Raw genomic sequence first — 26225 nt, 5'->3', positions numbered from 1 at the left:
GTCTCAGGCCCTTTTCCGGTTGAAGTCGCGCCAGGTGCGCACAAGCACCGGGGCGAGCAGGATGGCGACGCCGAGGATGGTCAGCACGCTGGTCGCCGCGGCCGAGCCGAACTGCTGCACGTCGCCGCGCAGGTCGGAATAGATGATGTAGCTGAGCGAGGTCGCGCTGGCCTGGGCCTGGAAGCCGACGATGGGCTCGAACACGCGGAAATTGTCCATCAGCTGCATCAGCGTGATGAACACGGCCAGCGGCATCAGGTGCGGGATGACGACGTAGCGGATCCGCTCCCAGCGGTTGGCGCCGTCGATCATGGCGGCCTCGAGCGTCTCTTCGGGGACGGTCTGGAGGCCCGCGTAGAACACGATGAAGGCGAAGGGCGCCGAGTGCCACACGCCGTAGACGAAGATGGTGATCCAGGTCAGCGTCGGCGACGCCTTGAGCGACAGGTTCGGATCGTCGAACAGCCGCGCCAGCGTCGCGCCGATCACGCCGTCGGCGTCGATCATCCAGAACAACACCAGCGACCCGATCAGCGGCGTGACGATCATCGGCAGCAGCGAGAAGAAGATCGTGGGCCCCCGCATCAGCCGCGGCAGCCCGTTCACCCCCAGCGCGATGGCGAGGCCCAGGACCAGCACCAGCGGTGTCACGATGAAGGTGTAGGCCAGCGTGAAGGCCAGCGCCTTGTAGAAGGGCAGGTTCATCAGCCGGCCCCAGAACTGGCCCATCGTCTCGCTGCTGCGCCAGGCCTCGGCCACCTCGGCGGTGGCGAGGTGGCGGCGGTCGAGGTAGGTGCCGAGCCCGTTGAACCGGCCCAGCGGCTGGGCCTCGCGCAGCGCCTCGGTCGCGGCGCGGTCGACCCGAGTTTCCTCGGTGCAGCCGAAGGGGCCGCAGTTTTCCACCGTCACCAGCACCTGCTCGTGCTCGACATGCAGCGACTGGATCACCACCGACACGATCGGCAGCGCGATGAACAGGATCATCGCGGTCAGCGAGGGCAGGATGAACCAGAGGAAGGTGCGATGCGGCATCGGGCGGGGTCCGGCACGGGGCACAGGCGCGGCGGCGGAGATGCCGCCGCGCCCGGGGTCCGCTGTTACTGCAGGAAGCCCTGCTCGCGGGCGGCCGCGATGTAGGCGGCCTCGACATCGGCCAGGGCCTGCTCGGCGCTTTCCTGGCCCTGCAGGAAGGCGGCAAGCTCGTTGCCCAGCGCGGTGTGCAGCAGACCCGCGTAGGGCAGCATCGGGTAGGGCCGCGCGCCGGCATTGGCGGTGGCCGACACGCCCTCGGCCGAGGCGCCGGGGGTGAAGCCCGGCATCAGCCAGACCGCCGCGTCGTTGTTGGCGGTGATGACCTCGGGGCGCAGGCCGTGCATCAGCGCCTGGAAGGTCGCCGCCGCGTCCTCGTCCGAGATGTTGGCCGCAATGGTGAAGCCGTCCCACCACAGGGTCGAGGCCGGGACCGTGCCGCCGCCCACGGTGGGCGCCGCCGCCAGCGCCGTCGCGCCGGTGATCTCGGGCGTGGAGTTCTCGGCGTCGAGGATGCCGGCCGCGCGCGAGCCCCACATGTAGCCCACCGCGATCTGGCCCGATTCCCACAGCGCCTGCGTGGCGTTGCTGTCGAAGGTCAGGAAGTCGGGGTTGGCATAGGCGTTCAGCGCCGCCAGCATCTCCAGCGTGGCGACGCCGGTCTCGTTGTTGATCGAGGGGTTGGCCGTGCCGGGCTCGAACAGGTCGCCGCCGTGGCCGAGGTACATGTTCACGAATTCCTCGCCCAGGTTCCAGCCCGCGCCGGTGTTCATGGCGAAGGGATGCTCCATGATGCCGGCCTCGCGGATCGCGGCCAGCACCTCGAGCACCTCTTCGTAGGTGGCGGGGGCCTCGGCGCCGACCTGCGCCAGCACGTCCTCGCGCAGGTACAGATGCTGGGCGTTGGCCATGAAGGCCACGGCCATGGTCTGCCCGTCGATGGTGATGCGGTTCAGCTGCGGCAGGTCGGGGGCGTACTGGGCGATCAGGTCGTCCAGCGGGCGGATCAGGCCGGCGTTCATCAGCGGCACGATCGACGAGTTGGCGACCACGGCCGAGGTGTATTCGGCCGGGTTCGCGGTCAGCGCCGCGACCTGGATGTCGCGGTGTTCGGTGGTCTGGTTCGCGGTGACCGTGACCGTCGCGCTGGCGCATTCGGCGGCGGCCGCGGCCATCGCCTGCAGCGCCGGGAAGTCGTTGGAGAGGATCGCGACGCGGCCCGAGGCGATGCCGCAATCGGCCATCGCGGCGCTGGCGCCGAGGATCGTGGCGACCGCGGTCAGGGTCGTCAGGCGGGGGAAGGACATGGCTGCATAGCTCCCTGTTGTCGTCGCGGCCTGCGCCGGGCCCCGGGCCCGCTGCGACATGCCGCGCATCTTGTTCGCCGGTGTGCTGCGCCCCGGGCGGCTGCGAATCGCACCCGGCTTGCATACGTTTTCAATCCTGAGGCAGGATACCCGGTCTGGCAAGGAATTTTCGCGAGGCGTTGGCTTAGGGCAACTTCCTGAAAATAAGGCTTGCCTGCGTTTCGGATTCGGCGGTAGCGTCGATGAAATCGTATGCAATCCAGCCCCGCGGGAGGGGCCGTCCCCATGGCCGAAATCCAGCTCAGGAACCTGTCGAAACGCTGGGGCAGCTTTGTCGGCGTCGACAACTTCGACCTGACCATCGCCGACCGGGAGTTTCTCGTGCTGCTCGGCCCCTCGGGCTGCGGCAAGACCACGACGATGCGCATGATCGCGGGGCTGGAGCAGGCCACGGGCGGCGACATCCTGATCGGCGGCAAGCGGGTCAACGACCTCGACCCCAAGGACCGCGACGTGGCGATGGTGTTCCAGAGCTACGCACTCTACCCCAACCTCGACGTCTACGAGAACATCCGCTTTCCGCTGAAGGTGCGCCGGATCGACCCCGCCACCCACCGCGACCGGGTGATGCGGGCGGCCGAGATGGTGGAACTGACCGATTTCCTGCACCGCCGCCCCGCGGAGCTGTCGGGCGGCCAGCGCCAGCGCGTGGCGCTCGCCCGTGCCATCGTGCGCCAGCCGAACGTGTTCCTGATGGACGAGCCGCTGTCGAACCTCGACGCCAAGCTCAGGGTGTCGACACGGGCGCAGATCAAGAACCTGTCCCACGAGCTGAAGGTCACCACGATCTACGTCACCCACGACCAGATCGAGGCGATGACGCTGGCCGACCGCGTGGTGGTGATGAACAAGGGCGTGGTGCAGCAGGTCGGCACCCCCACCGACATCTACGACCGCCCCGCCAACGTCTTCGTTGCGGGCTTCATCGGCAGCCCGGCGATGAACCTGATGGAAGGCGAGATCCGCGGCGGCGTGTTCGAGGGCGCCCGGGTGCGCGTGCCCGGCCTGTCCGCGCCGGACGGCCGCGCGGTGCTGGGCTTCCGCGCCGAGGACGCGGGCCCCGGCGCCGGCAGCGAGATCACGGCGCCGATCTACACGCTGGAGCTGCTGGGCGACAGCACCATGGTCACGGTCCGCGCGGGCGGCGCGCTGGTGTCGGTCAAGGCGCCCAAGGATTTCCGCGCCGAGATCGGCGAAAGCTTCTCGGCGCATGTCCCGGCGTCGATCTGCCATGTCTTCGACGCGGCCACGGGGGCGCGCCGCTGAGGCCATGACCCCCGCCGCGCTGAAATCCCTGATTGTCCCGTTCCGCACCGCGCTGGCGACGGCGACACCCGACGCGGCCCGGGCCGCCGCGCGCGCGCTGTTCGCGCCCGACGCGGTCCTGCACCTGTGCCACCCCTTCGGCGACCTGGCCGGGCCCGACGCGCTGGTCGAGGTCGCGCTGGGGCCGCTGATGGCCGCGCTGCCGGACCTCGAGCGGCGCGACATGATCGTGGTCGCCGGCACCACGCCCGAGGGCGCCGACTGGGTCGCCTGCATGGGCAGCTACATGGGCCGCTTCGACGCACCGTTCCTCGGGATCCCGCCCACCGGGCGGCTCGCGCACATGCGCTACCACGAGTATTTCCGCGTCGCGGACGGCCGCGTTACCGAGATGCAGGCGATCTGGGACATCCCCGAGCTGATGATGCAGGCGGGCGCCTGGCCGCTGGCACCGCAGCTGGGGGCCTACCTCGCCACGCCCGGGCCGATGTCGGGCGACGGGCTGGCGGTGTCGGGCGACGGCAGCGCCGCGATGACCCGCGTCGTCGACATGCTGACCGACCTCTGTCGCCACCCCGCCGACCCCGACCCGGCGGTGATGCGTCTGGAGACGCACTGGCACCCGCGCGTCAACTGGTACGGGCCCGCCGGCATCGGCACCGCGCGCGGCATCGACGGGTTCCGCCGCCACCACCAGATCCCGTTCCTGCGCGCCTTTCCCGACCGCAAGCTCGACGCGCTGGGCAACCTGATGTCGCACTGGATCGCCGAGGGCGATTACGTCGCCGAGACCGGCTGGCCGAACATGCGCCTGACCCACCGGGGCGGCGGGTTCCTGGGCCTTGCGCCCTCGGGGCGCGAGGTCACGCTGCGCAGCCTCGATTTCTGGCGCGTCGAGGGCGGGCTGATCCGCGAGAACTGGGTGCTGGTGGACCTGCTCGATTTCTGCGACCAGATCGGTCTCGACGTGCTGGCGCGGATGGAGGAGCGGGCATGAGCGACGCCAAGGTCACCTCGCTAGACGTGGCGCGGCTGGCGGGGGTCAGCCAGTCGGCGGTCAGCCGGGTGTTCTCCGGCGCCTCGGCGTCGCAGACCACCATCGCCAAGGTGCGCGCCGCCGCCGAGCAGCTGGGCTACCGACCGAATTCGCTCGCGCGGGCCATGATCACCGGCAAGAGCCGGATCATCGCCCTCGTGGTCGCCTATCTCGACAACCAGTTCTACCCGGTCGCGATCGAGCGCCTGAGCCAGGCGCTGCAGGCGCGCGACTACCACATCCTTCTGCTGATGGCGGGCAACTCGCCCGAGGGCATCGACCACGTCATGCAGGAGCTGATGAGCTACCAGATCGACGGGATCATCACCGCCTCGGTCGCCATGTCCTCGGACCTGACCGACCGCTGCGCGGCGCTGGGCATCCCGGTGGTGATGTTCAACCGCGGGCAGGACGGCACGGCCCATTCCTCGGTCACCTCGGCCAACGTCGAGGGCGGGCGCAAGGTGGCCGAGTTCCTGCTGGCGGGCGGGCATGGCCGCATCGCCCACATCGCGGGCTGGCAGGGGTCGTCCACCGGCCGCGACCGCACCCGCGGGTTCCTCGCCGCGCTGGAGGAGGTGGGCGCGCCCGCGCCGCAGGTCATCGACGGCATGTACACCCGCGAGGCCGCGGCCGAGGCCGCGCGGACCCTGATGGCGGGCCCCACGCCCCCCGACGCGATCTTCGTCGGCAACGACCACATGGCCTTTGCGGTGATGGACGTGCTGCGCTTCGAGCTGGGCTTGAGCGTGCCGCAGGACGTGTCGGTGGTGGGCTACGACGACGTGCCGATGGCCGCCTGGCCTGCCTATGACCTGACCACGCTGCGCCAGCCGCTGAACCGGATGGTCGAGGCGACCGTCGCGACCCTGCTGGCCGAGATCGACGACCCCGATCGCGGCACCGAGAAGGTGGAGATCGCGGGGCCGCTGGTGCTGCGCGGCTCGGCCCGCATTCCCCAAGGATGGACATGATGCAGGGCTTCGACCCCAAGTTCCGCGATTTCCCCGACTACATCCTCGGCATCACCAAGGAGATCTGGGAGGACCGCGGCATCCACACGCTGCACGGCTACTACGCCCCCGACATCGTGGTGCGGTCGCCGGGGTCCGTGGTGACGGGCAACCAGGGCGTGATCGGCGCCACGATGGCGACGCTGGCCGAGTTCCCCGACCGGGTGCTGCTGGGCGAGGACGTGATCTGGTCGGGCACGCCCGAGGCGGGGATGCTGTCGTCGCACCGCATCCTGTCGATGGCGACCCACGCGGGCGACGGCGTCTACGGCACGGCGACGGGCAGGCGGCTGACCTACCGGATCATCGCCGACTGCCACGCCAAGGCGAACGTGATCGACGACGAATGGCTGATCCGCGACCAGGGCGCCATCGTGCGGCAGCTGGGCTGGGCGCCGAAGGACTTCGCCGCCGACCTGATCGCGCGCGAAGGGGGGCCGGGCGCTTGCGTAAAGCCCCTGACCCCCGAGACCGACCGCCCCGGCCCCTACACCGACCGCGGCAACGACGACCCCGCCGGCGCGCGGCTCGCCGACCTCCTGACCCGGATCATGGGCGCCGACATGGCCGCCATCCCCGAGGTCTACGACCGCGCCTGCACGCTGCATTACCCGGGCGGGGTCACCACCCACGGCACCGACGCCGCCGACCGGTTCTGGATGGGCCTGCGCGCGGCCTTCCCCGAGGCGGAGTTCACGATCCACCACGTCATCGGCCGGCAGGACGACGCCATGCCCCCCCGCGCCGCGGTGCGCTGGTCGCTCTGGGGGAAACACTCGGGCTGGGGCAGCTTCGGCGCGCCCACGGGCGCCATGGTCTACGTGCTCGGCATCACCCACGCGGAATTCGGACGGCTGGGCGATGGGCCCATCACCCTGCGCCGCGACTGGACGCTCTTCGACGAGACCGCGGTCTGGAAACAGATCCTGCTGGCGGGGGCCTGAGCCAATGCGCCGCCCCGCCCCGCCCGGCGCCGCAAGGGTCTTGCAAGACCCTTGCGAAGCGGCTTGCAAGCCGCTTGGCCGCGATTTGCAAATCGCGGGGCAAGATCGTTGCAACGATCTTGCCCCGGCCGTTCACAGGAAGGACCCCGTGTGATGACCCCGCCCGAGATGGAAGCCCGCATCGTCCGCTACGGCGACCTCAAGCCCTGCCGCACCGCCTTCATCGACGCCCACACCCCGGGCAGCGACCAGAAGGAGAACTTCACCATCATCGGCGGCGGCGTGTCCGAGGCGGCGGACCAGCACGTCCACCTGACGATCCCGCACGGCTTCAACATCGGCGCGGCGGGCCAGCCGCCCAAGTGCCGCAACTCGCTGCATTCGCACCGCACGGCCGAGGTGTTCTTCGTCCTCAAGGGGCGCTGGCGGTTCTTCTGGGGGCGCTGGGGCAAGGCGGGCGAGGTGGTGCTGGAGGAAGGCGACATCTTCAACATCCCCACCGGCATCTTCCGCGGCTTCGAGAACATCGGCGACGACTACGGGATGATCATGGCCATCCTCGGCGGCGACGACGCGGGCGGCGGCGTGATCTGGGCGCCGCAGGTGATCGAGGACGCCAGGGCCCACGGCCTCGTCCTGTCGGAACAGGGCAAGCTCTACGACACCAAGAAGGGGCAGGCCCTGCCCGCCGGCGTCGGCCCCATGCCGCTCCTGTCCGAGCAGGAGCTGGCCAATTTCCCCGAGCCCACCACCGCCGAGGTCGTCCCCGGCTACGTCGCCCGCTACTGGGACATGGTGGCGCTGTCCGACCGCAAGCCGGTGCTGGTGATCGGCGAAACCGGGATGCTGCGCGACCGCCCGGGCTTCGAGGTGGGGTTCCTGACCCGCGGCTCGTCGACGACCGAGATGCACCGCCACGACCGCCCCTCGGTCCTGATGCCGGTCAAGGGCCACTGGCGCGTGGTGTGGGAGGGCAACGCCCACTACCCCGCCGGCGAGGCGACGCTGGCCCCCGGCGACACCATGAGCGTGCCCGAGCATCTCGACCACACGGCGTTTCCGTCGATGACCGGCGAGGCCGCGCTCTACCATGTCGTGGCCACCGGCGACCCCGCCGGCCCCACCTGGACCGCCTGAAAGGACCCGACCCATGCCCGTTCCGACGACCCATGTGGGCTCGCTCCCCCGCAGCCAGCAGGTGGTGGATTTCATCTTCGCCCGCGAGAAGGGGCAGCCCTACGACGCGGCGGCCTTCGATGCCTGCATGACGGCCGCGGTGGACGACACGGTGCGGAAACAGAAGGAGGCGGGCGTCGACATCGTTTCCGATGGCGAAACGTCCAAGATCAGCTACGCCACCTACGTCAAGGACCGCTACACCGGCTTCGAGGGCGACAGCCCGCGCAACGCGCCCGCCGACCTCAAGATGTTCCCCTCCTTCCTCACCCGCATCAAGGACGAGGGCGGCACCCCCACCTACGCCCGGCCGAAATGCACGGGCGAGGTGCGGTCGAAGGGCCAGGGCGAGCTGGAAAAGGACATCGCCAACCTCAAGGCGGCGATGGCCGCCCATGGCGTCTCTCGCGGCTTCATGAACGCGGCCTCGCCGGGGGTGATCTCGCTGTTCCTGCCGAACGCGCATTATCCCTCGCGCGAGGCCTACCTCGCCGCGCTGGCCGACGCGATGCGGGACGAATACCGCACCATCGTCGACGCGGGCCTCGACCTGCAACTCGACTGCCCCGACCTCGCGCTCAGCCGCCACATGATCTTCACCGACCTGACCGACGCCGAGTTCGTCAAGGTCGCGGCCTCCCATGTCGAGGCGCTGAACCATGCGCTGGACGGCATCGACCCCGACCGGGTGCGCGTGCACATCTGCTGGGGCAACTACGAGGGCCCGCATGTCTGCGACGTGCCGATGGCGACGATGTTCGACACGCTGATGTCGGTGAACGCCCGCCACCTGCTGTTCGAGACGTCGAACCCCCGCCACGGCCATGAATGGGCGGTGTTCCGCGACCGGGCGGCGGATATTCCCGACGACAAGGTGCTGGTGCCGGGGGTGATCGATTCCACCACGAACTTCGTGGAACACCCCGACCTCGTGGCCGAACGCCTGCGCCGCTTTGTCGACATCGTGGGGGCGGACCGCGTGATCGGCGGCAGCGACTGCGGCTTCGGCACCTTCGCGGGCTTCGGCGCGGTGGACCCGGCGATCGCCTATGCCAAGCTGGCCACGCTGGCCGAGGGCGCGGCGCGGGTCTGACCCCGGCGGGCCCCGGGCGCCCCTGCCCCGCGACCCAAACGCCGCGGCGCCGGCTTTCGCTTGACCGCGGGGCGGAAAGGGCGTCCCCTGCGGGCGATGGTGACCGGGCGGGCCCGCCTGCCCCGGTCTGAAAAGGGAACGCGGTGAAACCCCGCGGCTGCCCCCGCAACTGTGAGCGGCGAGCGACCCCGACAGCATCCACTGGGCCCCGGCCCGGGAAGGATCGGGCAAGCGACGACCCGCAAGCCAGGAGACCTGCCATCGCCGTTGAAACCGAAACCCGGGCGGGGTGCCCCGGTTCAGGAGCGCGAGACATGGCCCGATCCCGGCCCGAGACATCGCCCGACTGTGCCCTGCGCGCCCGCCCCTTGCGCGGAGGGCGCAATGCTGACCGAACGAACCCTGATCCAGCTGCTGGGGCAATCCGACCCGGCTGACACCTCCGAGCGCGCCTGCGCGCTGGGGCAGATGGGCTACATGCAATGGCTGGCCGGCCTGCCCGGGGCCGCGCCCTACGCGCCCGCGGCCGAACGCGCGCTGGCGATGGCCGAACCTTTCCGCGACGCCAGCCGCGCCGTGGCCGAGTTCTGCCGCCTGCTCGAAGTCTCGGCCGCCGCGCCGCTGGCGCCGCTGAACCTGTCGCTGACCCTGCCCCGGCGGCGCGGCGGCGCGCGGATGCGGCGGCTGTCGTTCTGATGCGGCGCTTCCCGCCCGAGCGCATCGTCTGCCTGACCGAGGAGACGGTCGAGACGCTCTACCTTCTGGGCGAGGAGGCGCGGATCGTGGGCGTGACGGGCTACGCGGTGCGCCCGCCGCAGGTGCGGCGCGACAAGCCGCGGGTGGGGGCCTTCACCTCGGCCGACCTGCCGAAGATCCTGGCGCTGGCGCCCGACCTCGTGCTGACCTTCTCGGACCTGCAGGCCGAGATCGCGGCGGGGCTGATCCGGCAGGGCGTCACGGTGATGGCCTACAACCAGCGCGACGTGGCGGGCATCCTCGCCATGATCCGGCACCTCGGCGCCACGGTCGGCCAGCCGGAGCGGGCGGCGGAACTGGCCGACCGCTTCGCCCGCCGTCTCGACGCGGTGGCGACGCAGGCCGCCCGCCGCCCCGGCCCGCGCCCGGTGGTCTATTTCGAGGAATGGGACGAGCCGATGATCTCGGGCCTCGGCTGGGTGTCCGAGCTGATCGGGATCGCGGGCGGGCAGGATGCCTTTCCCGAGCTGGCCCGGGCGCAGGGCGCCGCCGACCGGATCGTGACGCCCGAGGCGGTGCTGGCGCGGCGGCCCGACGTGATCCTGGCCTCGTGGTGCGGCAAGAAGGTGCGCCCCGAGCGCATCGCCGCGCGCCCCGGCTGGGCGGCGCTGCCCGCGGTGCGGGACGGGCGCATCGCCGAGATCAAGTCGCCCCTGATCCTGCAACCCGGCCCCGCGGCCCTGACCGACGGGCTGGATGCCATCGTGGCGGCGCTGGCCTAGGCGAAGCGGCGCGCGAGCGCGGGGATGTCGACGCGCGCCCCGAGCCGCGTGGCCAGCAGGTAAAGACCTCCGATCTTGCGCTGCAGGAACAGCGTCTCGGGCGGCGGCAGGTGCCACAGCTCGCGCTCGGACCCGATCTCGCGACCGCGCGCGCGGACCCGGTCGGCGAAGTCGTTGCCGCGGAAATCGAACGGCCCCGGCCCGCGCAGGATCGCAAAGCCCATCTCCGCCATGTCGGCCAGCGTGGCGCGGTGGCGGTCGGGAAGGCCGGCGCGAATGAAGCCGATCCGCTCCAGCGCCGCCAGCACCGCCTCGCGGTCGGCCTCGAGCCCTGCCGCCATCAGCGCGCGGTAGCCCTCGGCCACCCCGGCCGAGATCTCGCGCGTGGCGCCGAAATCCAGCAGCACGATCTGCCCGGTGTCGGGCCGCCAGCGGTAGTTGGCGAAGTTGGGGTCGGTCTGCATCAGCCGGAACTCGAACAGCTCCCGCAGGCACAGCTCGATCAGGGCCGTCACCGCCCGGTCGCGCAGGTCGGCGGGGGCCTCGGCCAGCCGCTCGATCGGTTCGGAGGCCTCGAAGCTCATGGCCAGCGCCGCCGCGCGGCTGCGGTCGGGGTCGAGGCGGGGCACGACGAAGCGGTCGTCGCCGGCCATGAGGTCGCCGAAGCGGGCCAGCGCCACGCCCTCGCGGGCATAGTCCGCCTCCTCGTGGAGCTGGCGCCGCGCCTCGGCCATCAGCGGCGCGATGTCCAGCTCGGCCGGCCAGAGACCGGACCACCGGATCAGCGCCGCGGCATTGTCGAGGTCGCTGTCGATGGCCGCGCGCACGCCCGGGTACTGCAGCTTGACCGCCAGCGCCTGCCCCTCGGGCGTCAGCGCCCGGTGCACCTGCCCGATCGAGGCGGCGGCCAGCGGGCGCGTGTCGAAGCTGCGGAAAAGCCGCCGGAAATCGGGGCCGTAGGCGTCCTGTAGCACCTGCTTCAATTGCTGCGGCGGCATCACGTGCGCCTCGGCCCGCAGGCGGGACAGGATCGCCTCCAGCTCGGGGGGCAGCAGGTCGCCCGCCTCCATCGACAACAGCTGGCCCAGCTTCATCGCCGCGCCGCGCATCTCGGACAGGCGGTCGGCCAGCCGGGTGATGTTGCCGGGCGTCAGCACCAGCTCGGACAGGCGGGGCCGGCGGCCCCGGATCAGCGCCTGCGCGCCGGACAGCGCGACGCCGCCCGCAAGGCCGGTGGCCAGCCCGCCCATCGCGCGGGCGCGCGCCAGCCGGCCGGCCGGCACGGGGCGGGAACGGGGATCGGGGTGGTCGGTCATCGGGGGGCGCGGTGCAGGGACATGGGCGCAGAGCTAGCCCCGCCGCCGCAGGTCTCAATCCCCCGCGCGCGCCGCCGGGCGCGGCATCGGGTCGTCGAGGCGGCGGCGCGGCAGGTCCCCGTCCGGCGCGCCATGCATCGCGTGGCGGCCCCGGCCCGCCCGCTTGGCCGCGTAGAGGGCCGCGTCGGTGTCGGCCAGCAGCCGGTCGAGGCCGGGGCGCTCGGCGTAATCGGTGCTGGCGGTGACGCCGATCGACGCCGAGATGCGGCAGACATGCCCCTCGAACTCCACCGGTTCCTCGATGGAGGCGATCAGGCGGGTGGCCACGGCGCCCAGATCCTCGGGCTCGATGCAGTCGCGCAGGATCACCAGGAACTCGTCGCCGCCGACGCGGGCGGCGACGTCGTCCTGCCGCAGCATGTGGCGCAGGACCGCGCCGACGCGTTCCAGCACGGCGTCGCCCGCGGCGTGGCCGAAGCCGTCGTTGACCTGCTTGAACAGGTCGAGGTCGATGTGCAGCAGGCCGAATTCCCGCGTCGGGTCGGCCAGTGCGGCGGCGATCTCGGCGTCCATGGCGCGGCGGTTGGCCAGCCCGGTCAGCGGGTCAGTCAGGGCCTGCGACAGGGCCGCCGCGCGCGCGGCCTCGAGCCGCCGCGTCAGGTGCCGCGACAGAGCCGTGGTCGAGGCGTTGGCCTCGTGCAGGTACAGAAGCTCGACCGTCTGGTCGCAGGGCGAGAAATCGTTGAGCGTCAGGCCGAACTCGGCCACGGCGCGGGCGAAGGACAGGCCGAGCGAGATGTCGAGGATCATCCCCGCCCCCGCCGGCAGCGGCGCCAGCGCGCCCCGCAGCGGCAGGTGCGGCGCGCGGGTCAGGACGAGGCCGATCCGCTGCCCGGCCAACGCGGCCAGCGCCGGCGCCCCGTCGACCCGCGCCGGGCGCCGCACCTCGACCACCCGGAACAGGGACCGCCCGGTCAGGTCGCCCATTCGCGCCATCTTGGTCAATGTCGGGCCAGCCTGCACGATCCGGCCCGCGGGGTCGGCCCAGACATGCATCGGCAGGAGCGTGTCGAGCGCCCCCTCGGACAGGCCGATCACGCGGTCGAGCGAGGGCAGCAGGCCGGTCATGCGCGCACCCGGCCGAGGTCGAAGCTGCGCCCCTGGGAATAGGCGGCGTCGAGCAGCTGCACGTGCAGGCATTCGCCCCCCGCCTCGACCCCGTCGAGGCGCAGCACCGCAAGCGCGCCGTAGTCGTCGGCCATTGCGCGCAGGCAGCCCATCAGGATCGGCGCGATGCCGGGCAGCGTCCATTGCGCCCGGATGCGGAAGCTGGACGGGTCGATCCGGTCGACCTCGATCCGGGGCATGTCGAGGTCGGGCACGGCAAGGCGGCCGCGTTCGCCCATCTCCTCGAGCGAGAGGAGGAAATCGAGAAAGCTGGGCCCGGAAAACCGCATCAGCCGCCGCAGCGGCTCGAGGTGCGCGTCGGTCACCAGCCAGGTGCCGATATCCTCCAGCAGCGCGTTGGGGTGCTTGTAGAGGACGTGGCAGGCGGCCTGGAAACAGGCCATGGTCAGGGCATCGGGATAGTCGAGCATCGCCTCGAAGTCGGCGAAGGGCAGGCCCGCCTGGCTGCGCACCTCGGCCCAGACCGCGTCGCCGTAGGTCGTGGTCAGGAAGCCCTGCAGGGCGCGGTTGATCATGCCGTGCATCGCCGCCGCCTCGTCCCTTGCCCGGCGCACCGCGCGCCCGGCCTGTCAGGCAGGATTAGGGGCCAAGCGTAAACGAAGCCTTGCCCAACCGGGGCAATATCAAGGCATTTCCGGGGGCGTCAGAAGTCGGTCGGCGCGCCGCCCTCGGCCTTGCGGCGGGCAACGAAGTCGGCCAGCTCCTCGCGGATGGCCTCGTCCATCGGCGGCGGCTCGAACTCGGCGAGGATCTTCTTGTAGATCCCGTGCGCGCGCTCGGCGGTCCAGACCCCGCCGGCCGCCTGCCAGGCCTCGTAGTTGCGCCAGTCCGACAGGAACGGCCCGTAGAAGGCGGTCTGGTAGCGGTCCTGCGTGTGCTGGCAGCCGAAGAAATGGCCGCCGGCGCCCACCTCGGCGATGGCGTCGATGGCAAGGTCGGCCTCGGTCGTGCCCAGCAGCGCCGGCTCGAAATAGCGCTGGATCTGCTGCAGCACCTCGCAGTCCATCACGAATTTCTCGGGGCTTGCGATCAGCCCGCCCTCGAGCCAGCCGGCCGCGTGGTAGACCATGTTGGTCCCCGACTGCACCGCCGCCCAGAGCGAGTTCATGGTCTCCCACATCGCCTGCCCGTCCGGCACGTTGGCCGCGCAGACGCCGGACGACCGCAGCGGCAGCCCGTAGAACCGGGCCATCTGGCCGGTGATCTGGGTCGCGCGCATGTATTCCGGCGTGCCGAAGGCCGGCGCGCCCGACTTCATGTCGACGTTGGAGGTGAAGGTGCCGATCGCCACCGGGCAGCCCGGCGCGATCCATTGCAGGAGCGCGATGGCCGCCAGCGCCTCGGCGAGGCTGAGCATCACGGCGCCCGAGAGCGTCACCGGCGCCATCGCGCCCGCCAGCGTGAAGGGGGTGACCACCACCGGCTGGCCCCGGCGCGCCAGCCGCATGGCGCCGTCCAGCATCGGCCAGTCGTGCTTGAGCGGCGAGACCGAGTTGATGTTGGTGTACATCCGCGGGCTCGCGTCGAACTCGGCATGGGTCAGCCCGCCCGCGATGCGGACCATCTCCATCACGTCCTCTACCCGCTCGGGGCCGAGCGAATAGGCGTGCACGACCTTGTCGGTCAGCGTCAGCTTCTCGTGGAGGCAGTCGAGGTGGCGCACGCCGGCATGGATGTCGATCGGCTCCACCGGGTAGCCGCCGGCGAAGTGGATGCAGTTGAAATACTGCGTGAGCTTGATGAATTCGCGGTAGGTCTCGAAATCGCCCGGTCGCTTGCCGCGTTCGAGGTCCCAGGCGTTCGGCGGCGAGGACACGTTGCCGAACAGGATGTAGCCCCCGCCCAGTGTGATCGCGCGGTCGGGGTTGCGCGGCGTGAGCGTGAAGGAGGCGGGCGCGCGGGCGACCATCTCCTCGACGAAGGCGCGCTCGAAGCGGACGGTCTGGCCCTCGACCTTGCAGCCCGCGGCGCGCAGGTGGCCGATGGCCTCGTCGTTCAGGAACTCGATCCCGATCTCGGCCAGCACCCGCATGGCGCCGTCGTGGATCGCGCGCACGCCTTCCTCGGGCAGCGGCTCGATCGGGCGGTCGGTGTTGCGCGGCAGCCGCCAGGGCATCTGCTCGATCGCATGGCCGCCGCTGCGGGCCGTGTGGCCGCTGCGGCCGCCGGCGCGGCGGCGACGGTTGGGGGCGATGTCGTTCATCGGGTCTGGCCTTCCTTGCGCCGGGTGCGGCGCGTCCTCACGCGACGTCGGGGGCACCCTTGCGCATCGGTCCGCGGCCGGATTGCCGGTCTCCGACACCGGGGCGTCGCATTCTTCCCAGCGCGGCGCCGCCCGCCCGGGTCAGCCGGCGGCCGCCAGCCAGGCCGGCAGGGCGCCGATGTCGGGCAGGACCGCATCGGCCAGCGGCGCCAGGTCGTCGACGCCCGCGGGGCCGGTCAGCACGCCCACCACGCGCATCCCCGCCGCGCGGCCGGCCTCGAGGTCGTGGCGGCTGTCGCCCACCATCACGCAGTCGGACGGGTCGAGCCCGCGCGCTTCGGCGAACGCGAGGCACATTCCCGGCCCCGGCTTGGCGCCGAACCCCGAATCATACCCGGCAATAAAGTGAAAAACGTCAATTATTTCAGTTGCTTCCAGCTGTTGCCTTGCTGCAACTTCGGCATCATTTGTTGCGATGCCCAGCGACAGGCCCTGCGCCCGCCACGCCGCCAGCAGGGGCCGGAGCGGCACCGCCGGAATCATGGGCGCCCGCCCGGCGGCGGCGACCAGCCGGGCCTCGAGGGCCGCCACACCCCGGCCCGGCAGGTGCGGCGCGATCGCCTCGGCCTGCTCGCGCACGGTGCCGGCGATCGACAGGCTACCGGGCAAAAAGACAAGGTTTCCCGCATCATAGCCCAACGCGTCGGCCAGGCGCGCGGCCAGCCCCGGGTCACCCCCCGCGAGGTCGGAGATCACGTCGCGGGCCCAGCCGCCCCAGCTGCGCTGGAAATCGAACAGGGTGCCGTCCTTGTCGAACAGGAGCCCGGCGGGCGCATGTCGCGGTTGCATGGAAATTCGGCACCTCGCTGGCAGACCGGATCGCTTGCCCTCGAAAACCCGTGACAGCGCCCTACACTCCCCTTATAGCGCGGGGTCACCATGGACGGAACGCATCTCAAGTTCGGGCTGCACGACAGTGTGGGCCATCACGTGTCCCGCACGGCTCGGATCATCGAGCGGCGGGTCGAGGCGGATCTGCGGAAGTTCGGCTTCACGCGGGTCGGCTGGTGCGTGCTGCTGGCCGTGGCCGAGGAAGGCAAGAAGAACCCCTCCGACATCGCCGATTTCGTGGGCATCGACCGGACCGCCACGTCTCGCGCCCTGCGCGTGCTGGAAACCGACGGCCTGATCGCCCGCGAGATGGGCCGCGACGACCGGCGCACCACCGAGGTGCGGCTGACCGAGCTGGGCGAGGCCCAGTTCCGCGCCGCCCTGCCTACCTGCCGCGAGGCGATGCAGCATTTCCACGGCAAGCTCAGCCTCGACGAGCTGATGACGCTCAAGGCGCTGTTGACGCGGCTGAGCGCCGGCGAGCTGCCGCCCTCCGACTGACCCGTCGGCCCTCAGGTCCAGTGCGGCAGGTCGCCCCCCGGCAGGCCCGCCCGGATCGCCGCCATGTCCGTCGGCGGCCAGCCCATCGCGGCGGCGCAGTCCAGCACCCAGGCGTCGTCCATCATCAGGAACTCCAGCACCGAGGCGAGGAACTCGGGATCGCCCGCGCGGCGCCGCAGATCGGCCTCCGACGCGCCCGTGGCGCCCAGGAACACCGGGAACAGCTCGTCCTGCGCCGCCAGCCAGCCCAGCACCGCCAGCGCGCGGGTTTCCGCCAAATCTTGCTTCATCCCCAAGTTCCGCTCATGGATTAAAGAGTTTGTTAACCATTGCGAGGCCACAACGGTCCTACAGTTCGCCCGGCCCCCGTGTCGAGGCGAATGCACGAGGACCGGGCGAGAGGCGCGGATGACAGGGCGAATTCTGGTCGTAGACGACGTGGCCACGAACCGAATTGTGATGAAGGTGAAGCTCGCCGCCGCCTGCTACGCCGTCGATCAGGCCGATTGCGGCGAGGCTGCCCTCGCGGCGGCCCGCGCGGGGCGGCCCGACCTGATCCTGCTCGACGTGGTGATGCCTGACATGTCGGGGCTCGAGGTCTGCCGCAGGCTCAAGGCCGAGCCCGAGACGGCGGACATCCCGGTGATCCTGATCACGGCGCTGACCGACCGCGCCTCCAAGATGGCGGGGCTCGAGGCGGGCGCCGACGATTTCCTGACCAAGCCGGTGGACGAGGTGACGCTGCTGGCGCGGGTGCGGTCGCTCCTGCGCGCCCGCGACACGGCGCGCGAGCTGCGCCAGCGGGGCGAACCCGCGCTGGGCTTCGCCGAGGCGGCCGCGACCTTTGCCGGGCAGGAACGGCCGGGCCGCATCGCGCTGGTGGCGCCGGGGCCCAAGGGCGCGGTGCTGTGGAAGACCGCGCTCGACGACCGGCTTGGCGGCGAGGTGTCGATCCTGCCGCGCGACGCGGCGCTGATGGGCGTCGGCTCCGAGGAGGGCGAGGCGCCGGACGTCTTCGTCATCGCCGCCGACCTCACGCACCGGAACGAGGGGCTGCGGCTCCTGTCCGACCTCCTGTCGCGCCCCGCGACGCGCAACGCGGCGACGGTGATGATCCTGCCCGCCGGCGACGGCGAGCGCGCCGCCATCGCGCTGGACCTCGGCGCCCACGACATCCTCTACGACCCGGTCGACGCGCAGGAGCTGGCGCTGCGCATCCGCACCCAGCTGGGCCGCAAGCGGCAGGCCGACCGGCTCCGCGCCTCGCTGCAGGCGGGGCTGGAGATGGCCGTGACCGACAGCCTGACCGGCCTGCACAACCGCCGCTACGCGCTGTTCCAGCTCGACCGCATGATCGCCCGGCCCGGGCGCGGGGTGGCGGTGATGCTGCTCGACATCGACCATTTCAAGCAGGTCAACGACCGCCACGGCCATTCCGTCGGCGACGCGGTGCTCAGCCTCGTGGCGCGCCGCCTGCGGGCGCAGCTGCGGACGGGCGACCTGCTGGCGCGGATGGGCGGGGAGGAGTTCCTCGTCGCCCTGCCCGACAGCGACCGCCGCGCCGCGCTCGACTGCGCCGAGCGGCTCAGGGCCAGCATCGGAGAGACGCCGTTTCTCGTCGGGGGCGAGGTGCCGCCGCTGACGATCACGCTCAGCGTCGGGATCGCGCTGGCCGCGCCGGGCAGCAGCGAGGCCGGGCAGAGCCTGATCGACCGCGCCGACGGGGCGCTCTACGGCGCCAAGGCCCATGGGCGCGACCAGGTCACCCTGTCGCCCCTGCCCGCCGCCTGAGCCTCAGCGGTCGCGGCCCGCCAGCCGGCGCAGCGCGCGCTCCAGCCGGTCGGCCAGCGCCGCGCGCTCGGCCGCGTCCATCGTCCCGATCTGGTCGAGCAGCGCCGCGTGGCCCTGCCCCTGCAGCGCCTCGGCCGCCGCGCGCGACCGCGCCAGCGCCGCCTCGGCCGCCGCACGGTCGAAGGGCTCGGCCAGCAGCGCCTGCCGCAGCTGCAGGAGGCTCGCCCCCAGCGCCCGCCGCTCGGTCCGCAGCGCGTCGCGGTCGATCCGGCCGCGCACCGCCTCCTGGTCCTCCCGCGACAGGGCGAGGGCAAAGGGTCCCAGCCCCAGCGTCCGCAGGCGCGGGTCGTCGCCGCCCCGGGGCCCCACGGCCAGCACCGCCCCGGCCACCAGCCCGAGGATCAGCAGGTTCAGCGCCAGCGACAGGGCCAGCGCGATCCTGACGCCGCGGCCGCTGCGGGCCGGTTTGGGGGCTGCTGCCGGATCAGACATCGCCCGCCTCCTCCCACAGCGCCCCGATCTCGGGCATCGTGCCGACACCGCCGGACAGCGACCAGATCTGCCCGCCCGACCAGCTGTCGACGAGGTCGGGCGCGGTGAAGCCCAGCACCAGCCCCGCCACCCCGGCCAGCGTCACGCCCGACACCGCGGGCCAGCCGCCCAGCGCCCCGGCAAGGCCGGAGAACCAGCCGCCGGACCGGGGCAAAGGCGCCGGCGCAGGCGCGCGGCCCGCACCCTGCACCGCGGCGGCATCGGCCAGCACCCGCGCGACAAGGTCGTCCGAGGGCCGCCCGGCCCCGCGCGCCGCGGCGAAGAAGCTCTCCAGCCCGTCGTCATCCCGTTCAGTCGCCATAGCCCAGGGCCTCCTTCCTGCCTGCAAGCGCGGCGGCCAGCGCCCGCTTGCCCCGGGCGGTGAGGCTTTCCACGGCCTCCACGCCCACATCCAGTATCGCCGCGATCTCGGGGTTGGACAGCCCCTCGATGTGGCGCAGCACCACCGCCTGCCGCTGCCGGTCCGGCAGGGTGGCCAGCGCGGCATCGAGTGCGGCCAGCCGGTCGGCCTGCAGCATCCGCGCCTCGACCCCCGGCGTGCCGTCGGCCGCCGCGTCGGGGTCGTCCAGCGGGTCCATGCGCCCGCGCCGTCGGAGCCGGTCGGTGCAGAGGTTCGCCACCACCCGGTAAAGCCAGGTCGCGGGCTGCGCCCCGCCGTCCTGCCGCCAGTCGCCGGCGGCGCGCCACAGCCGCATCATCGCCTCCTGCGCCACGTCCTCGGCCTCGGCCCGGTCGCCCAGCACGCGGGCCGCGTGGCTCAGCGCCCGCGGCAGGAGCCGCCCGGTCAGAACGCGCGCGGCCCCCGGGTCGCCATTGGCGAAGAGGACCATCAGCGCCCCGTCGGGAAGCGCGGCATAGGCGGGCGGTTCGCCGGACATGACCCAGACTAGCGCTCCCTCCGGGGGCTGGGAAAGGGGGGCGGCGCCGGGCCGGGGGACAGGGCCGGCGCCGCCCGGGCACAGGCCTCAGCCGCGCCAGAAGCCGTGGCCGTGGCCATGGCCGCGACCGTCGCGGTCGCCCCGGCGCTCGTGCATCCGGGCGAGCGCGGCGTCGAACTCGGCCTCGGTGACCTGCCCGTCGCCATCGGCGTCGACGCGCTCGAACATCCGCTCGAGCCCCGCCATCCGGCGCGCGTCGCGCATCTCGTCGAGCTCGGCTTCGCTCAGCGCCCCGTCGCCGTCGGCATCGGCGCGCTCCAGCAGCCGGTCGATCCCGGCCTCGGCGCGGGCCATGGCCTGCGCGACCAGCTCGTCGCGGGTCAGCAGCCCGTCGCCATCGGCGTCGGCGCGGGCAAAGCGGCCTTGCCGGGCCTGCTGCATCTCTTCCAGCGTGACCGCGCCGTCCCCGTCGAGGTCCATCTCGGAGAACAGCATCTGCGGACCGGGCCCGCGGCCATCGCCGGGGCCCTGCTGGGCGAGCGCGGGGACGGCCAGCGCCAGCGGGATCAGCAGGGCGAGGGTGGCGGTCTTGAGGGTGGACATGGGCAAATCTCCTGTGTTCGTGCCTGTCTGACCTGTCTCACGCGGCAGCCCGCCGGTTCCGTCGCGGAAAATTTCGGCCCCCCGCGACGACAGCGCCCTTTACGACCCCCGACCCCCGCCGCATGTAGGGCGCCATGAGCCACGACGACGCCGCCCTCCGCCCCGAATTCCTGCCCGGCCCGCCCGAGCGCCCCGCCGGCCCCGCGATCCGCCGCGGGCTGGCCCGCCGCTGCCCCAGCTGCGGCGAGGGCGCGCTGTTCCAGGGCTACCTGACGCTCGCTCCCGCCTGCCCGGCCTGCGGCGAGGACCTGAGCCACGCCCGCGCCGACGACGGGCCGGCCTACCTGTCGATCCTCGTCACCGCCAAGGTGATGGGCACGCTGATGCTGGTGGTCTACGAGACCTTCCTGCCGTCGCCCTGGGTGCTGGCCTCGGTGTTCTCGGTCGGCGTGGTGGCGATGGCGCTGTTCCTGCTGCCGCGCTTCAAGGGGCTGATCGTGGGGGTGCAGTGGGCGAAGCGGATGCACGGGTTCTGATGGACAAGACCGCGATCCGCGACGCGGCGACGGTGATCGTGCTGCGCGATGCGGCCACGCGGCCGCGCGTCCTGATGGGCCAGCGCGGGCGCGACGCGGCCTTCATGCCGTCCAAGTTCGTATTCCCGGGCGGCGCGGTCGATGCCGTCGACGCGACGATCCCGCTGGCGGCACCCCCTGCCGCCACCTGCGCCGCGGCGCTGGCGAACCAGAGCGCCCTGCCGCCCGACACCCTGATCGCCGCGGCGACCCGCGAGCTGTGGGAGGAAACCGGCCTCCTGATCGGCGCGCCCGATGCGCGCGCCGCCGCGTTCCCCGCGCCGCAGGGCTGGCGCGGCTACATCGCCACCGGGCACCTGCCCGACGGGACCGACGCGACCTTCCTGTTCCGGGCGATCACGCCGCCGGGCCGGCCCCGCCGCTTCGACGCGCGGTTCTTCCTCGTCGAGGCCGAGGCGCTGCGCAACGACCCCGACGATTTCAGCCGGGCGGAGGAGGAGCTGGGCCACCTGCAGTGGGTGCCGCTCGACGCCGTCCGGGGCTATGACATGCCCTTCATCACCGAGGTGGTGCTGGCCGAGCTGTCGGCGCGGCTGCAGGGCACGGCGGCGCCCGGGGTCCCGTTCTTCGACAACCGCGACGAGGTCAGCCGGTTCACGCGGCTCTGACGGGGGTTCGCCGCCTGCGGCGGCGACCCGCGGGGGGCGCTGCCCCCCGCACCCCCCGGCGTATTTTCGGAAAGATGAAGGGGGGGGTCAGAGCCCGAAGACCCGTTCCCCGAGGCTGAGCCAGAGCGGCATCAGCGCGAAGGCCAAGAGCGTCTGCACCGTGATCATCGCGGCCATCAGGGGGGCGTCGCCGCCCATCTGGCGCGCAAGCGTGTAGGCCGCGACCCCGGTGGGCAGCGCCCCGTAGATCAGCGCCACCTGCGCCGTCAGGGGCGGCAGGCCGAGAAGCAGCGCGAGGCCCAGGATGACCAGCGGGAAGAGCACCAGCTTGGTGCCCGCCGCGATGGCCATCGGCACCAGCTCGGCATGGAGGCCGCGGAGCTTGAGGCTGGCCCCGACGCACAGGAGCATGATCGGCAGCGCCGCCTGCCCCAGCACCGCGAGCGTGTCCTGCAGCACCGGGATCGGGCCCCAGCCGAGCCAGTTCACGCAGGCCCCCGCCAGGATCGACAGGATCAGCGGGTTGGTCGCCAGCCCACGCGCCGCGTTCACCAGCACCGGGCTGCCCGGCCGCGGCAGGAGGACCGAGAACAGGCCCACCACCGTCAGGTTCACCACCGGCACCAGCACCGCCGCGGCCAGCACCGCCAGTTGCAGCGCGGGCGCGCCGTAGAGGGTTTCGGCCACGGCGAGCGAGATGAAGGTGTTGAAGCGGCTGGCGCCCTGCAGGATCGAGGTCGCCTGCGGCCCCTCGTAGCGCAGCAGGATCGCGGCGGCGGTGGCCGCGCCGACGGCGAGGAAGAAACCGGCGTAGAGCGTCGCGGTGAAGGGGATGAGGTTGGGGTCGGACAGGTCGGTGTCGGAGATCAGCACGAAGAACAGCGCCGGCATCAGCACGAAGTAGACGAGGCGGTCGTTCAGCGTCCAGAATTCCTCGGAGGGGATGCCGCCGCGGCGGAGCGCGTAGCCGGTGACGATCAGGAGGAAGATCGGCGCGATGGAGAGCGCGATGGCGATCATGCGAGGGCCCCGAGGAAGATGAGGAGGACCGAGGCGACGAGGAGGGCCGCGCCCCCGATCTCCTTGGCCGATGACCGTTCGCGGAGCCAGAACACCGAGAACAGGAAGGTGAACAGGAGCTCGACCTGGCCGAGCGCCTTGACATAGGCCGCCGTCTGCAGGGCGAAGGCGGTGAACCAGCCGAGCGAGCCGAGCGCCGAGGTGAGGCCCACGAGCGCCGAGACCCGCCAGGCGGCGAGGACGCGGGCGATCTGGCCCGCCTCGCGCGCCGCGAGCCAGAGGCCGAGGGTGACGGTCTGGACCGTCGTCGCCGTCAGGAGCGCGGTGGCCGCGCGCAGCAGCTCGTCGCCGCCCGTGAGGCTGAGGGTGGCGCCGCGGTAGCAGACCGCCGAGACCCCGAAGAGGAGGCCCGAGGCCAGCCCGTAGCCCGAGGCGGCGTTGAAGAGCCGCGCGCGCCAGGGCAGGGCCACGTCGGTCTTCGGGGGGTCGGACAGGAGGATCACGCCGAAGAAGCCGATCCCGATGGCCAGGAGCGCCGGGGCCGACACCGCCTCGCCCAGCACCACGAGGCCGATCAGCGCGGTCAGGATCACCTCGGTCTTGGCCAGCGTCACGCCGACGGCGAAGTTGCGCCGCCCGAACAGGGCCACGACGCAGGCGGTGGCCAGCATCTGCGCGATGGCGCCGATGACGGCGTAGGCCCAGAAGGCGGGCGTGGACCCCGGCAGCGCCTGCCCGCTGACCCCGAGCCAGAGCGCGAGCGAGACCGCCACGACGGGCGTGGCGAAGGCGAAGCGCGCCCATGTCGCGCCCATGGTCGAGAGCGTCGTGACCTTGAGGTGCCGCTGCAGCAGGAACCGCAGGTTCTGCAGGAAGGCGGCGAAGATCGTGGCGGTGATCCAGAGGGGCATGGCGCCTCACATGCGCCGCAAGCCCCCGGCCTGCAATCTATTTCTGCGGGTAGAGCGGGTGCGGCACCGGGTCCTTGGCGCGCAGGAAATGGCGGCGGAACACCTCGGCGTAGCTGGCGTAGCGGTAGCCCGCGTTGCGCGACAGGTACTTGTCGCGGTTGTTGAAGTAGATCCGCGGCAGCCGGTACCAGGGCAGCTTGGGGTGCATGTGGTGGACCACGTGCAGGTTGTTGTTGAGGAACAGGAAGGCGAGCGGGCCGCGGTCCTCGATGATGACGGTGCGGCCGCGGGCGCGCTCGTGCGCCTGGTGTTCGAGGAAGGTGCGGATCTTGAGCACCGAGAGCGCGCCGTAGCAGGCGACCAGATAGGCCCAGAGCGGCAGGTCGGAGGCGAGGACGAGGGCGACGATCGCGGCGGTGGGGGGCAGGTGCCAGGCCCAGGCCGCCAGCACGCGGCGGTCGCCCGCGCGGATCAGGCGGAGATCGGCGGCCATGAAGGCGGCCTGGCCGATGGCGGGGCCGAGGAGCATCCGCCCGACGAGCGTGTTGTTGGCGTTGAGCAGCGCCCGCACCGGGCGCGGCAGGCGAGCCCAGACGGCCGGGTCGAGGTAGTTCGATTCCGGGTCCTCGTAGGGGTCGGTCAGCGTCGCGTCCATGTGGTGCGCGAGATGCGTGTCGCGGAAACGCAGGTAGGGGATGGCGAGGTTGAGCGAGGGGAAGGCGAGGATCTCGCCCAGCTGCCGTTCGGCGAAGGGGTGGCCGTGGATCACCTCGTGCTGCAGCGAGGATTGCAGCGCGATGACCGGGATCAGCGCGAGGATGGCGAGGGCGAGGCTGAGGCCGGGGAGCCAGACCAGGCAGGCGGCGAAGGCGGCGTAGGTGGCGCAGATCAAGAGGAACGTCGGCCATTCGACGCGCATGGTGGCCCTCGGGGTCGGGTGCGGGCGCGAGGGTCGCGCCTGCCGTCACGGATATGTGATCTTGAAAAGGTTGGGCAGTCAGGGTTTTCTCCACCAATTCTCAACGTTGTGATGGATTCTCAACGATGGTGACGAAAATCGACAAGCGCGGCGTCGCGGCGACCTTCCGCGAGCGGCTGGGCGCGGGGCTGACGGCGGCAGGGCTGAGCCGGGCGGCGCTGGCGCGCGCGATCGGGGTGGACCGGTCGAGCGTGACGCAGATGCTGGCCGAGGGCGACACGCGGATGCCGGGGGGGCATGTGGTGGCGGCCTGCGCCCAGGCGCTGGGGGTGTCGGCGGACTGGCTGCTGGGGCTGACCGACCGGCCGGAGCAGGCAGGCGCGCTGGTCGATTCCTCGCTGTCGATCTCGGAGACGGGACGGGCGACGGGGCTCGACGACCAGATCTTCGCCTGGCACCGGGAGGCCGAGGGCTACAAGATCCGGCACGTGCCGGCGACCCTGCCCGACATGCTGAAGACCAACGCGATGCTGCGCTGGGAATACGCGCCGGTGACGCACAAGCGCCCCGACGCGGCGATCGACGCGGCGGCGGAGCGGCTCGACTGGATGCGGCTGACCGAGGCCGATTACGAGATGGCGCTGCCGGTGCACGAGCTGGAGAGCTTTGCCCGCGGGCAGGGTTACTACGCTGGGCTGGGCGCGGAGGTGCGGCGGGCACAGATCGACTGGTTCGCGGAGCTTTACGAGCAGTTCTACCCGTCGCTGCGGATCTTCCTGTTCGATGCGCGACAGGTGTTCTCGGCGCCGGTGACGGTGTTCGGGCCGAAGATGGCGGTGATCTACATGGGGCGGCACTACATCGCCTTCCGCGACCGCGACCGGGTGCGGACGGTGACGCGGCATTTCGACGGGCTGGTGCGGGAGGCGGAGGTGTCGGCGCGGGCGATCCCGGCCTACCTGGCGCAGTTGCGGGAGGTGGTGGGGTGAGGGGGCGCCTCGTCGCCGTGCTCCTCGGCGGGGCGCGCGGTGGGCTGGCGTCGTGCGGGGCGGATGGGGCGCTCCCGAAGGGCGTATTTGGGGAAAGATGAAGGGGCGGGTCAGGCGAGACGGGCCGCGACCGCCTCGGCCATCACGGCGCCGAAACGGTGGTGGGCGTCTTCCTCCCAATGGACGCCGTCCACGGGCGAGACGGTGACATGGGCGCCGGCGTCGAGGAAGCCCGCACCGAGGCGGCGGGCGGCGGCCTCGAGCTGGGCGGCGAGGCCCTGCTGGCGCGTTTCGGCGCCGGCGAAGGTGTCGGCGAGGATGCCGGCCTCGCGCACCGGGGCGGGGGCGACGACGAGGAGGTCGGCGACGACGCCCTCGGCCCGGGCCAGCGTGCAGATCCGTTCGACCGAGCGGGCGATCTCGAAGGCGGAGACGGAGAAGCGGGTCTTGAGATCGTTGGTGCCGAGCATCACCACCATCAGGTCGATGGGGCGGTGGCTGTGCAGGATCGCGGGCAGCACCGCGATGCCGTTGCGGCAGCCGCCCTCCACGGGATCGTCGTGGACGGTGGTGCGGCCGGGCAGCCCCTCGGCGATGACCTGCACGTCCGGGCCGAGGGCGGCGGCCATGACGTCGGGCCAGCGGTGCCCCCGCGGGTAGCGGCCGAAGACGCCGAGCGCGGTCAGCGGCTTGGTGCCGTGGGTGTTGCTGTCGCCATAGCAGAGCACGACGGGCATGGGTCGGGGCCTCATGTCAGGGTCGGCGCAGTCTCGCGCCGCGCGGCGCGCCTGTCACGGGGAATTCGCGGAGGCGGCGCGTGATGCCGCGTGTGCATGGGCGAACCCAGCTTTCATTTC

The 26225-nt window shown here is 72.0% G+C and carries 29 protein-coding genes and 1 riboswitch; of the genes, 13 read left to right on the top strand and 16 right to left on the bottom strand.

The features are described from left to right. Window positions 1-3: 3 nt before the first annotated feature. Both HCU73_RS03895 and HCU73_RS03890 read right to left on the bottom strand, forming a co-directional pair. Window positions 4-1032: a carbohydrate ABC transporter permease gene (locus tag HCU73_RS03895; RefSeq protein WP_168622073.1), complete on the bottom strand. Its 1029-nt coding sequence runs from the start codon at window positions 1030-1032 to the stop codon at window positions 4-6. A 65-nt stretch (window positions 1033-1097) separates the two neighbouring features. Beyond that, window positions 1098-2336 carry an ABC transporter substrate-binding protein gene (locus HCU73_RS03890; protein WP_168622072.1) on the bottom strand — a complete coding sequence of 413 codons (1239 nt, stop codon included), beginning with the start codon at window positions 2334-2336 and terminating at the stop codon, window positions 1098-1100. 285 nt (window positions 2337-2621) lie between these two features. Here HCU73_RS03890 and HCU73_RS03885 point away from each other — a divergent pair, with 285 nt between their 5' ends. The 8 genes from HCU73_RS03885 to HCU73_RS03850 all read left to right on the top strand — a co-directional run bounded on the left by HCU73_RS03885 (window position 2622) and on the right by HCU73_RS03850 (window position 10402). Next, a complete protein-coding gene (locus HCU73_RS03885; RefSeq protein WP_168622071.1) occupies window positions 2622-3662 on the top strand; it encodes an ABC transporter ATP-binding protein in 1041 nt (346 codons plus the stop codon). Window positions 3663-3666: 4 nt separating this feature from the next. After that, entirely contained in the window at window positions 3667-4659 is a 993-nt protein-coding gene (locus HCU73_RS03880) for an ester cyclase (protein ID WP_168622070.1), read from the top strand. Next, window positions 4656-5672, top strand: a complete 1017-nt coding sequence (locus HCU73_RS03875) for a LacI family DNA-binding transcriptional regulator (protein WP_168622069.1) — start codon at window positions 4656-4658, stop codon at window positions 5670-5672. The genes HCU73_RS03880 and HCU73_RS03875 overlap by 4 nt, the downstream gene beginning before the upstream one ends. Then, entirely contained in the window at window positions 5672-6655 is a 984-nt protein-coding gene (locus tag HCU73_RS03870) for an ester cyclase (protein ID WP_168622363.1), read from the top strand. The genes HCU73_RS03875 and HCU73_RS03870 overlap by 1 nt, the downstream gene beginning before the upstream one ends. Window positions 6656-6808: 153 nt before the next feature. Further along, window positions 6809-7792 (top strand): cupin domain-containing protein, encoded by a 984-nt coding sequence (locus HCU73_RS03865; protein ID WP_168622068.1) that lies wholly within the window; start codon window positions 6809-6811, stop codon window positions 7790-7792. 13 nt (window positions 7793-7805) lie between these two features. Beyond that, a complete protein-coding gene (locus HCU73_RS03860) occupies window positions 7806-8924 on the top strand; it encodes a cobalamin-independent methionine synthase II family protein (RefSeq protein WP_168622067.1) in 1119 nt (372 codons plus the stop codon). Between the two features lie 80 nt (window positions 8925-9004). Then, a riboswitch (cobalamin riboswitch) is annotated at window positions 9005-9201 on the top strand. A gap of 107 nt (window positions 9202-9308) precedes the next feature. After that, on the top strand, window positions 9309-9620 hold the full coding sequence (locus HCU73_RS03855) for a hypothetical protein (RefSeq protein WP_168622066.1): 312 nt from the start codon (window positions 9309-9311) through the stop codon (window positions 9618-9620). Next, the gene (locus tag HCU73_RS03850) at window positions 9620-10402 is read left to right on the top strand and encodes a cobalamin-binding protein (RefSeq protein ID WP_168622065.1); all 783 of its coding nucleotides are present in this window, start codon (window positions 9620-9622) and stop codon (window positions 10400-10402) included. Before HCU73_RS03855 ends, HCU73_RS03850 begins: the two co-directional genes overlap by 1 nt. On the opposite strand, the gene HCU73_RS03845 is transcribed toward HCU73_RS03850, so the two are convergent. From HCU73_RS03845 to HCU73_RS03825, 5 genes are all read right to left on the bottom strand, one after another. Then, window positions 10399-11718 (bottom strand): ABC1 kinase family protein, encoded by a 1320-nt coding sequence (locus HCU73_RS03845; protein ID WP_168622064.1) that lies wholly within the window; start codon window positions 11716-11718, stop codon window positions 10399-10401. The genes HCU73_RS03850 and HCU73_RS03845 overlap by 4 nt on opposite strands. A gap of 54 nt (window positions 11719-11772) precedes the next feature. Next, entirely contained in the window at window positions 11773-12846 is a 1074-nt protein-coding gene (locus HCU73_RS03840) for a GGDEF domain-containing protein (RefSeq protein ID WP_168622063.1), read from the bottom strand. Next, window positions 12843-13430: a heme NO-binding domain-containing protein gene (locus HCU73_RS03835; protein ID WP_210730462.1), complete on the bottom strand. Its 588-nt coding sequence runs from the start codon at window positions 13428-13430 to the stop codon at window positions 12843-12845. The genes HCU73_RS03840 and HCU73_RS03835 overlap by 4 nt, the downstream gene beginning before the upstream one ends. 119 nt (window positions 13431-13549) lie before the next feature. Beyond that, on the bottom strand, window positions 13550-15109 hold the full coding sequence (locus tag HCU73_RS03830; protein ID WP_168622061.1) for a trimethylamine methyltransferase family protein: 1560 nt from the start codon (window positions 15107-15109) through the stop codon (window positions 13550-13552). A gap of 141 nt (window positions 15110-15250) precedes the next feature. After that, on the bottom strand, window positions 15251-15958 hold the full coding sequence (locus HCU73_RS03825; protein ID WP_168622060.1) for an HAD family hydrolase: 708 nt from the start codon (window positions 15956-15958) through the stop codon (window positions 15251-15253). Window positions 15959-16048: 90 nt separating this feature from the next. Here HCU73_RS03825 and HCU73_RS03820 point away from each other — a divergent pair, with 90 nt between their 5' ends. Continuing rightward, window positions 16049-16501 carry a MarR family winged helix-turn-helix transcriptional regulator gene (locus HCU73_RS03820; protein WP_168622059.1) on the top strand — a complete coding sequence of 151 codons (453 nt, stop codon included), beginning with the start codon at window positions 16049-16051 and terminating at the stop codon, window positions 16499-16501. Window positions 16502-16512: 11 nt separating this feature from the next. Here HCU73_RS03820 and HCU73_RS03815 read toward each other — a convergent pair whose 3' ends face one another. Next, window positions 16513-16791 carry a DUF3572 domain-containing protein gene (locus HCU73_RS03815; protein WP_168622058.1) on the bottom strand — a complete coding sequence of 93 codons (279 nt, stop codon included), beginning with the start codon at window positions 16789-16791 and terminating at the stop codon, window positions 16513-16515. 118 nt (window positions 16792-16909) lie between these two features. Here HCU73_RS03815 and HCU73_RS03810 point away from each other — a divergent pair, with 118 nt between their 5' ends. Beyond that, window positions 16910-18292, top strand: a complete 1383-nt coding sequence (locus tag HCU73_RS03810; protein ID WP_168622057.1) for a diguanylate cyclase — start codon at window positions 16910-16912, stop codon at window positions 18290-18292. 3 nt (window positions 18293-18295) lie between these two features. On the opposite strand, the gene HCU73_RS03805 is transcribed toward HCU73_RS03810, so the two are convergent. The 4 genes from HCU73_RS03805 to HCU73_RS03790 all read right to left on the bottom strand — a co-directional run bounded on the left by HCU73_RS03805 (window position 18296) and on the right by HCU73_RS03790 (window position 20325). After that, window positions 18296-18784 (bottom strand): periplasmic heavy metal sensor, encoded by a 489-nt coding sequence (locus HCU73_RS03805; protein WP_168622056.1) that lies wholly within the window; start codon window positions 18782-18784, stop codon window positions 18296-18298. Further along, window positions 18777-19145 (bottom strand): hypothetical protein, encoded by a 369-nt coding sequence (locus HCU73_RS03800; protein ID WP_168622055.1) that lies wholly within the window; start codon window positions 19143-19145, stop codon window positions 18777-18779. The genes HCU73_RS03805 and HCU73_RS03800 overlap by 8 nt, the downstream gene beginning before the upstream one ends. Beyond that, window positions 19135-19722 (bottom strand): RNA polymerase sigma factor, encoded by a 588-nt coding sequence (locus tag HCU73_RS03795; protein ID WP_168622054.1) that lies wholly within the window; start codon window positions 19720-19722, stop codon window positions 19135-19137. The genes HCU73_RS03800 and HCU73_RS03795 overlap by 11 nt, the downstream gene beginning before the upstream one ends. 87 nt (window positions 19723-19809) lie before the next feature. Further along, window positions 19810-20325, bottom strand: coding sequence for an EF-hand domain-containing protein (locus HCU73_RS03790; protein WP_168622053.1), 516 nt, complete (start codon window positions 20323-20325; stop codon window positions 19810-19812). A gap of 134 nt (window positions 20326-20459) precedes the next feature. Here HCU73_RS03790 and HCU73_RS03785 point away from each other — a divergent pair, with 134 nt between their 5' ends. Together HCU73_RS03785 and HCU73_RS03780 are read left to right on the top strand one after the other, a co-directional pair. After that, window positions 20460-20861, top strand: a complete 402-nt coding sequence (locus HCU73_RS03785; protein ID WP_168622052.1) for a DUF983 domain-containing protein — start codon at window positions 20460-20462, stop codon at window positions 20859-20861. Then, window positions 20861-21529 (top strand): NUDIX hydrolase, encoded by a 669-nt coding sequence (locus HCU73_RS03780; RefSeq protein ID WP_168622051.1) that lies wholly within the window; start codon window positions 20861-20863, stop codon window positions 21527-21529. The genes HCU73_RS03785 and HCU73_RS03780 overlap by 1 nt, the downstream gene beginning before the upstream one ends. An 87-nt stretch (window positions 21530-21616) precedes the next feature. On the opposite strand, the gene HCU73_RS03775 is transcribed toward HCU73_RS03780, so the two are convergent. From HCU73_RS03775 to HCU73_RS03765, 3 genes are read right to left on the bottom strand one after another with little or no spacing between them, the layout of a single operon-like run. Further along, a complete protein-coding gene (locus tag HCU73_RS03775; RefSeq protein ID WP_168622050.1) occupies window positions 21617-22549 on the bottom strand; it encodes an AEC family transporter in 933 nt (310 codons plus the stop codon). Then, window positions 22546-23460: a DMT family transporter gene (locus HCU73_RS03770; RefSeq protein WP_168622049.1), complete on the bottom strand. Its 915-nt coding sequence runs from the start codon at window positions 23458-23460 to the stop codon at window positions 22546-22548. Before HCU73_RS03770 ends, HCU73_RS03775 begins: the two co-directional genes overlap by 4 nt. Window positions 23461-23497: 37 nt before the next feature. Next, window positions 23498-24379 (bottom strand): fatty acid desaturase, encoded by an 882-nt coding sequence (locus HCU73_RS03765; RefSeq protein WP_168622048.1) that lies wholly within the window; start codon window positions 24377-24379, stop codon window positions 23498-23500. 125 nt (window positions 24380-24504) lie between these two features. On the opposite strand from HCU73_RS03765, the gene HCU73_RS03760 reads away from it, so the two are divergent. Further along, window positions 24505-25368: a helix-turn-helix domain-containing protein gene (locus tag HCU73_RS03760; RefSeq protein ID WP_168622047.1), complete on the top strand. Its 864-nt coding sequence runs from the start codon at window positions 24505-24507 to the stop codon at window positions 25366-25368. A gap of 110 nt (window positions 25369-25478) precedes the next feature. Here HCU73_RS03760 and HCU73_RS03755 read toward each other — a convergent pair whose 3' ends face one another. Beyond that, complete coding sequence (locus HCU73_RS03755; RefSeq protein WP_168622046.1) at window positions 25479-26105, bottom strand: SGNH/GDSL hydrolase family protein; 627 nt, start codon at window positions 26103-26105, stop codon at window positions 25479-25481. Window positions 26106-26225: the final 120 nt, after the last annotated feature.

This window comes from Roseicyclus persicicus (genome assembly GCF_012395815.1).
In the GTDB taxonomy this organism is placed as follows: Bacteria; Pseudomonadota; Alphaproteobacteria; order Rhodobacterales; family Rhodobacteraceae; genus Roseicyclus; species Roseicyclus persicicus.
Note: the sequence above shows the minus strand (reverse complement) of the source record. Positions and strands in the feature narration are given on the sequence as shown.